This window comes from Thermoflexus sp. (assembly GCF_042408815.1).
Lineage (GTDB): Bacteria > Chloroflexota > Anaerolineae > Thermoflexales > Thermoflexaceae > Thermoflexus.
Genome location: NZ_JBHOQR010000014.1, coordinates 147,590 through 154,924 on the forward strand (window position 1 = coordinate 147,590; position 7,335 = coordinate 154,924).

Annotated in this window: 9 protein-coding genes; all 9 read left to right on the plus strand. The window is 64.6% G+C overall.

The features are described 5' to 3' along the window. Positions 1 to 20: 20 nt before the first annotated feature. Positions 21 to 1,046, plus strand: a complete 1,026-nt coding sequence (locus tag ACFMO3_RS05320; RefSeq protein ID WP_376789391.1) for an ABC transporter permease — start codon at positions 21 to 23, stop codon at positions 1,044 to 1,046. A 148-nt stretch (positions 1,047 to 1,194) separates the two neighbouring features. Continuing rightward, the gene (locus ACFMO3_RS05325; RefSeq protein WP_376789392.1) at positions 1,195 to 2,361 is read left to right on the plus strand and encodes an acetyl-CoA acetyltransferase; all 1,167 of its coding nucleotides are present in this window, start codon (positions 1,195 to 1,197) and stop codon (positions 2,359 to 2,361) included. Between the two features lie 207 nt (positions 2,362 to 2,568). Beyond that, the gene (locus ACFMO3_RS05330; RefSeq protein WP_376789393.1) at positions 2,569 to 2,793 is read left to right on the plus strand and encodes a hypothetical protein; all 225 of its coding nucleotides are present in this window, start codon (positions 2,569 to 2,571) and stop codon (positions 2,791 to 2,793) included. Beyond that, positions 2,790 to 3,182, plus strand: a complete 393-nt coding sequence (locus ACFMO3_RS05335) for a type II toxin-antitoxin system VapC family toxin (protein ID WP_376789394.1) — start codon at positions 2,790 to 2,792, stop codon at positions 3,180 to 3,182. The genes ACFMO3_RS05330 and ACFMO3_RS05335 overlap by 4 nt, the downstream gene beginning before the upstream one ends. Positions 3,183 to 3,283: 101 nt before the next feature. Next, positions 3,284 to 4,450, plus strand: a complete 1,167-nt coding sequence (locus tag ACFMO3_RS05340; RefSeq protein WP_376789395.1) for a thiolase domain-containing protein — start codon at positions 3,284 to 3,286, stop codon at positions 4,448 to 4,450. A 19-nt stretch (positions 4,451 to 4,469) separates the two neighbouring features. Further along, on the plus strand, positions 4,470 to 4,994 hold the full coding sequence (locus tag ACFMO3_RS05345) for a Zn-ribbon domain-containing OB-fold protein (protein WP_376789396.1): 525 nt from the start codon (positions 4,470 to 4,472) through the stop codon (positions 4,992 to 4,994). A gap of 11 nt (positions 4,995 to 5,005) precedes the next feature. Continuing rightward, a complete protein-coding gene (locus tag ACFMO3_RS05350; RefSeq protein ID WP_376789397.1) occupies positions 5,006 to 5,476 on the plus strand; it encodes a Zn-ribbon domain-containing OB-fold protein in 471 nt (156 codons plus the stop codon). A gap of 400 nt (positions 5,477 to 5,876) precedes the next feature. Further along, positions 5,877 to 6,923, plus strand: coding sequence for a peptidoglycan DD-metalloendopeptidase family protein (locus ACFMO3_RS05355; RefSeq protein ID WP_376789398.1), 1,047 nt, complete (start codon positions 5,877 to 5,879; stop codon positions 6,921 to 6,923). An 83-nt stretch (positions 6,924 to 7,006) separates the two neighbouring features. Next, positions 7,007 to 7,335, plus strand: a 329-nt coding sequence (locus ACFMO3_RS05360; protein WP_376789399.1) for an RNA-guided endonuclease InsQ/TnpB family protein, incomplete at its 3' end; no start/stop codon positions are given.

The following is a 7,335-nucleotide window of genomic DNA, read 5'->3' on the forward strand; positions in this document are numbered from 1 at the left end:
CTGGAAGATCGAGGTGAGCGATGGCGACGCAAGCGATGCGCCGAGGCGCGGAAGCGCTCGCGGTCCCTACCCGCCGGCCAGTCGGGTTCTGGGAGGACGCCTTCTACCGGCTCTCCCGCAACCGGGCGGCCATGGTGGGGGCAGGGATTGTCATCCTGCTGATCCTGGTGGCCATCTTCGCCCCCCTCATCGCCCCTTATCCCTACGATAAGCAGGTGCTGACCGACCGGGATAAAGTCCCCGCCTGGATGGTGAAGATCTTCCCCTTCATGGGGCCCTACGCCCGGATCAGCGATCGCTACCTGCTGGGGGCCGACTACGTGGGGCGGGATCTCTTCAGCCGTATCATCTACGGAACCCGGGTGTCCCTGACAGTAGCCTTTGTGGGCCCGTTGATCAGCCTCCTTGTGGGAACCACCTATGGGTTGATCTCCGGCTATTTCGGCGGCCGTCTGGACAACATCATGATGCGTCTTGTGGATGTCCTCTATGCTTTCCCGGGGCTACTGTTCATCATCCTCCTGATGGTGTTCTTCCGCCAGGTCCCCCAGGAGGCCCGATCGATCTGGGATGCGATACGGATTCAAATGTATAAGGTCGATGCCGCCTTCGGGGGGATGCTGTTTATCTTCGTGGGCATCGGGCTGACCGCCTGGGAGAACATGGCTCGACTGGCCCGTGGGCAGGTCCTCTCTGTGCGGGAGAAGGAGTTCATCGAGGCCGCCCGGGCCATCGGGGCAGGCCATCTTCGGATCATGTTCCGTCACATCCTGCCCAACATCATCGGCCCGCTCATTGTGGCGGAAACCCTGGCCATCCCCTCTTACATCACGACCGAGGCCTTTCTCAGCTTCATCGGCCTCGGGGTGAACCCGCCCACTCCCAGCTGGGGGCTGATGATCTCCCAGGGCGCCCAGGCCATCCGCACCTACCCCAACCAGGCCCTGGCGCCCGCGCTGGCCCTCGCCATCACGATGTTCGCTTTCAACTTCCTGGGGGATGGGCTGCGAGACGCCCTGGATCCGCGCATGCGCGGCACGCAATAAGGCCAGGACTAGCCCGGTTGGGCTTCCACGGGGCTGAATGGCCCCTCAAGATGGGACAAGGCCGGCGAGGATCTTCGGTGCCTTGCTCGGCCCCCAAAGTCCCCCTGGAGAAGCCGGCGGCATTCAATTCTCACCGCGGAGGTTCGGGATGGGGCGTCTGATGAGCGAGGTAGCCATCGTGGGCATCGGCTGGAGCGGTTTCCGCTCGATCACCCCCGATCTCTCGTTCCGAGAGCTGATGTTTGAGGCCGCCGCCATGGCCTACGCCGACGCCGGGATCCATCCCCGCCGGGATCTGGACGGGCTGGTCACCGCCGAAGAGGACTTCCACGAAGGCATCGCCATCAGCGATGAATACGTCCCTGACCAGATGGGAGCCGTTCTCAAATCCGTGCACACCATCGCCGGGGATGGGCTGCAAGCGCTGGCCGCCGGGGTGATGCAAATCGCCTCCGGTGCCGCCCGTATCGTGGCCGTCGAGTCCCACAGCAAGGCCAGCAACATCCGGAACCTTCCTCAGATCACCGCTCTCGCCATGGATCCGGTGTTCCAGCGCCCCCTGGAGGCTCACCCCCTCTTCATCGCCGGGCTGGAGATGCGCCGTTATCTGGAAGCCACGCGCACCCCCGTGGAGCATGTGGCCCGGGTGGTGGTCAAGAACCGGCGCAACGCCATGCGCAACCCGCGAGCGGCCTTCCCGGCAGCGCTCTCCGTTGAGGATGTGCTGAGCAGTGAGCCCTTGGCGGAGCCCCTCACCCGGCTGATGGCGGCGGAACCGGCGGACGGATGCGTGGTGCTGGTCCTGGCCCGGGGGGATATCGCCCGCTCCCTCACCGATCGGCCGATCTGGATCCGGGGTATCGGATGGGCGACAGATTCTTACAGCCTGGAAAACCGGGATTGGGAGGGAGCGCGTTACCTGCGCCGGGCAGCCGAGCTGGCCTATCAGCAGGCCAGGATCCGATCCCCCCGCCAGGCTTTCGCTTTCGTCGAGGTCGATGACACGTTCGCCTACAAAGAGCTCCAACATCTGGAAGCCCTGGGCCTCTGCCGCCCGGGGGAGGCCGGCTGGTGGACCGCCGAGGGGGCCACTGAGATCGGAGGGGAATTGCCGGTGAATCCCTCGGGGGGTTGCTTGGGCGAAGGGCATCTGCTGGATGCCTCGGGGCTGGCCCGGGTGCTAGAGGCCGTGCTTCAGCTCCGGGGAGAGGCCGGCCCTCGCCAGATCCCGAACGCCCATACCGCCCTCGTGGCCTCATGGCGAGGGCTGCCCACCGCCACCGGAGCGGTGGCCATCCTGAGCCGGGAGCCTTAAGGGATGCAGCGAAGCGATCCGCGCCCTTTCCTTCCATCCGGCCGCGTCAGAACCCGATGGCAGACATGGGGATGAGGGCACCCGGTCAGGTGAGCCCACGGGCGCAAAACCCTCACCGTCCGATCTGGCGCGTCCTTCCGCCATCGGGGGAAGAAAGGAAGCCCCACGCGGGAAGAGTAACCTCAAGGGGTGCGGCCGGAGGGGCCCATGGATTCGGAGGAACTGCGGGTGCGATTAGAGCAGCTGGAAAGCGAGGTGATGGTGCTCAAACATGTGATCCGCCTTATCCTAGCGGCTCACCGACGCAATCTTTCCCCCTTTCCCAGCCAGCGGCTGGATCCGGAGACGGTGCGGCAAGTGCGGCGGGAGATCCAGGCCCAGTGGGCTCAGGAATGGCATGATCTGAGCACCTCCAACTCGAGGTCCCTGTGAGAGCTTACGTTCTGGACACCCATGCCCTGATCTGGTATCTCACCCGGGATGAGCGATTGAGCCCGGCCGCTCGCCGCGCGCTGGAGGAGATCGAACGGGGAGAGGCCCGAGGCCTGATCCCCGCTGTGGTCCTGCTGGAATTGATCCGAATCGAGGAGAAGGAGCTGATCCCCCCGCTCTGGGAGATCGCTATCACCACGCTGCTGGGAGAGGGGCGATTCGAAATCGTCCCCCTGGATCTCAGCCTGCTGGCCCTGGTTCGGGAACTTCCCGAGTTGGAAGATCTGCACGATCGGGTGATCGTGGCCACTGCGCAGCGTTACAACGCGGTGCTGGTGACCTACGATGAGACCATCCGCCAGTCCGGGCGGGTGGAGACGCTCTGGTGAACTGCCTCCAGGGATCCGAAGAAGCTGCGGAAGGGCTCTGGGAGTTGAAAGATAGAAGTCCTGCTCTGGATTCCAAAAGCCCATATAGGAGGGAATGGATCATGGCGGGACGACGGGTGGCCATTGTGGGCGCTGGGATGACCCAATTCGTCCGTCGGGCCCTGGAGACCGGCCAGGAGCTGGCCTGGGAGGCCGCCAGCAAGGCGCTGGAATCCTGCGAGATGACCCTGGACCAGATTGACGCCGTGGTCCTGGGCTCCGCTCCAGACGCCTTCGATGGAGTCCATATGAAAGTCGAATACCTGAGCCCCGGGGCGGGAGCCTGGGGTAAACCCACCATCCGGGGATATGTGGGCGGTGGGACAGGGGTCTTCGCGGCCATCCAGGGCTGGTATCACATCGCCAGCGGGATGTTCGATACGGTGCTGGTGGTGTGCGAAGAGAAGATGTCTTCCTGCCATCCCCACCCCCAAGCCGCCTTCAATTACATTTTCGATCACACCCTGGAACGCCCCCTGGGCCCCAACCTCCTGTGGATCTTCGCCCTGGAAATGAACGCGTATATGAGCAAATACGGCCTGACCAAGCGAGATGTCGCGATGGTGGCCGTGAAGAACAAACGGAACGCCGCCGACCATCCCGCCGCTCAGCTGGGAGACCCCCACATCACGGTCGAGGATGTGCTCAACTCGGAGGTGCTGGCCTGGCCTGTCCAGCGGCTGGATGTTTCCCCTCCCAGCGATGGGGCGGTGGCCATCGTGATGGCCGCCGAACATATCGCCCGGCGGGTGACCAGCCAGCCTGTCTGGGTCGAAGGGGTGGGCTGGTCGCTGGATACGCAATACTGGACCAACCGGGATCTCTCCTACCCCACGTATGTCGAAGAGGCGGCCCGCAAAGCCTACGCCATGGCTGGGATCAAGGAGCCCCGCAAGGAGATCCACATCGTCGAGCCCTATGATCCCTTTGATTACAAAGAATTGCACCATCTGGAAGGGCTGCTCCTGGCCGATCGGGGGAAGGCGGCCGAGCTGATTGCCCTGGGGATCGCCAATCGGGATGGGGATCTGCCAGTGACGCCGTCGGGGGGGCTTCTGGGAGTGGGCAACCCGATCGCCGCCGCGGGTTTAATGAAGGTGGCCGAGATCTTCTGGCAGCTGCGGGGAGAGGCCGGAAAGCGCCAGGTGCCCGGTCAGCCCCGGCGGGGCCTGGCCCAGGCCTGGGGCGATCTCATGCAGGTGGGTACGGTGATCATCCTGGGGATCTAAAAGTTCGGGAGGAACATCCATGGAACGCTGGGTCTACCCGGTCACCAGCCTTCGGTCAGAGGATGTGGGACAGGGACGGGTGTGCGCCACACGAACCCCCCTGCGGGGGGAATATGCCTGGGACGCCGGGGTGGCCATCGGGCGGTTCCTAACAGAACTAAAAGCGGGTCGCCTGGTTGGGCGTCGCTGCCGGGCCTGCGGCCGGGTGATCATCCCGCCCCGGATGTTCTGCGAGCAATGCTTCCGGCCCACGGATGAGTGGGTGCCCCTGGCCGATACCGGAACCGTGATCACGTTCTCGGTGTGCACCATCTCCTGGGATATGCGCCGCCTGGAAGTCCCGGAGGTCCCGGCCGTGATCGCCATCGATGGGGCCTCCCCAGGAATAGGGATCATGCATAAACTCGGGGAGGTCGGCCGAACCCTCGAGGAGATCCTGAATCGGGTCCGGATCGGAATGCGCGTCCAGGCGGTCTGGAGGCCGGCCGGGGAGCGGGAAGGCGCGATCACCGATATCCTCTATTTCCGACCTCTGGAGCCCTAAGGAGGCCCCCAATGCCCTTGATCGAACGGATCCAGCATCTGGACGAGGTCCGGGTCTGGCGGGGAGCCATCCAGCTGGAGGGCGTCTACACCGCGGGCGTGGCGGGGGAACGCTGGCTGCGCGGGCTGCAGACAGGGAAAATCTATGGAACCCGTTGCTCCCGCTGCCAATATACCTATGTTCCGGCTCGACGGTTCTGTGAGCGCTGCCTGGGTCCCCTGGGAGAGGACACCTGGATCGAGGTCGGCCCGCAGGGGACTCTGGTTTCGTGGACCCGGTTGCATGTGGCTCCGGATGGCACCCGCCAGGTTCCCCCCCGAACCATCGGCTTGATCCGTCTGGACGGCGCCGATGCGGTTCTGGTGCACGAGCTGATCGAGGGCCAGGAATGGACCAGCGGCATGCGAGTGGAAGCCGTCTTCCGACCACCCGCCGAGCGATCGGGCAGCATCCGGGATCTGCTGGGGTTCCGTCCCCTTTGATGGGGAACACCGGGCTATCCTTCCCCATATCTTGTGATTATATTCACAATATGGACTTGCCTGGAATCGGGGGACCCCCTATAATAGGGGCAACCCGGGTCGGGATCCGGGCCGGGGCTGGAGATTATGATTATGAAGGTTGGCCATCCTGAGGGGGAGGGATCCGCCGCCTGATTCTGATTTCCCTCCTCCCGCTGAGGAGAATGCAGGGATGGAACATCACCCCTCGGTTCGGAGATCCTCCCGTTTCGGGAGGATAGGGGGGCGCCTGCCGCGGATCTCTTCTACCCGTGATGAGCAGGTCCCCAGGTCTATCCCGCTTCAGGCTCAGCTTAGAAAGCTACACAATGGGGTTTGGAGAGCTCTGGCGTTCAGTGCCGCGCTATGGGCTCATTACAGCGTGCACGTCGGCCTGGTTCTGGCGGTGGGATTGCTCTATCTGGCCCTCACCCAGAGCCGGATGGCCCCGGCATGGCTGCTCCAGCCTATTCAGCTTCCGGTGTTCTCCCGAGACAAGCCGGCCTCCCCAGAGGTTCTGCAAGCGCTCCTTCGCCGTTCCGCTTATCTAGGTGGAACCCGGCGAAACGGCCCGGCGCTATTGATCCGCCAAGTGGATCTCCACACCGAGATCCCAGAGCGGCCCCGGCGAGGGATCATCACCTATACGGTCCAGGCTGGCGACACCCTCTTCGGCATTGCGGAGAAATTCAAGCTGCGGCCTGAGACCATCCTCTGGGCGAACTATGAGGTCCTCCAGGATGATCCCCATATGCTGGAGATTGGCCAGGTCCTGAACATCCCGCCGGTGGATGGGGTGCTACACGTGGTGAAGGAAGGGGAGACTCTAGAGGCGATTGCCAAGAAATACAATGTGACCCCCGAGGCTATCCGCAACGCGGAGTGGAACGGCCTGCAGGATGGCGGGGAGCCTCAAGTGGGCCAGGTACTGGTCGTGCCAGGCGGCACCCGCCCCTTCGCGGGGTGGACTCCACCCCGGCAGGCCTATGTAGTCGTGGCGGGCGGCAAACGGCTGCCCTCCGGTGCCTGCCCCAGCGTGCAGGTCCCTCCCCTGGGCACAGGAAGTTTCGTCTGGCCAGTCAACAGCCACTGGCGCTCCGGTTATGACTTCGCCCCGTGGCACCCCGGGGTGGACTTCGCGGGACGCCTGGGAGATCCGATTTATGCGGCGGACGCCGGCACCGTGGTTTACGCGGGGTGGAGCACCGTCGGCTACGGCAACCTAATCGTCCTGGACCACGGGAACGGTTACCAGACGTATTATGCCCACCTCAGCGCTATCTTTGTAGGCTGTGGGCAGCAAGTGGCGAAAGGGGCCACGATCGGCCTCGTGGGCTCCACTGGGCGTTCCACCGGACCGCACTTGCACTTCGAGATCCGGGGACCGGGCGGCTTCGTAAACCCCTGGCAGGCCCTGCCTCCTCCGTAGCGTAGGGTCGGGGAACCACGCCAAAGCGGCTCTGCGCCTGGCCCGGCTCCACCGCGCCGGTTATCGTCCTCGAGGACCTGAACGTGCCAGGTCTGGGGCGGGGGAGGCTTTCCCGGTCGGTGGCCGACGCGGGTTGGGGCGCCTTCCGGCGGATGCTGGCGTACAAGGCCCGGTGGTATGGGTCACAGCTCATCGTGGCGCCGCGGGGTTTCCCGTCCACCCGGCGGTGCGTGCGCTGCGGGCGGGTGGGCCCCAAGCTTCCCCTCTCCTGCCGGGTCTTCCGCTGCGCGACGTGCGGGGTGGTGCTGGATCGGGACCTGAACGCGGCGCTCAACCTGGAACACTACGGGCGGGCCCACCTGACGGGCCCTACCGGGAGTTCCCCGGGAAGGGACGCCTGTGGAGATCCCTC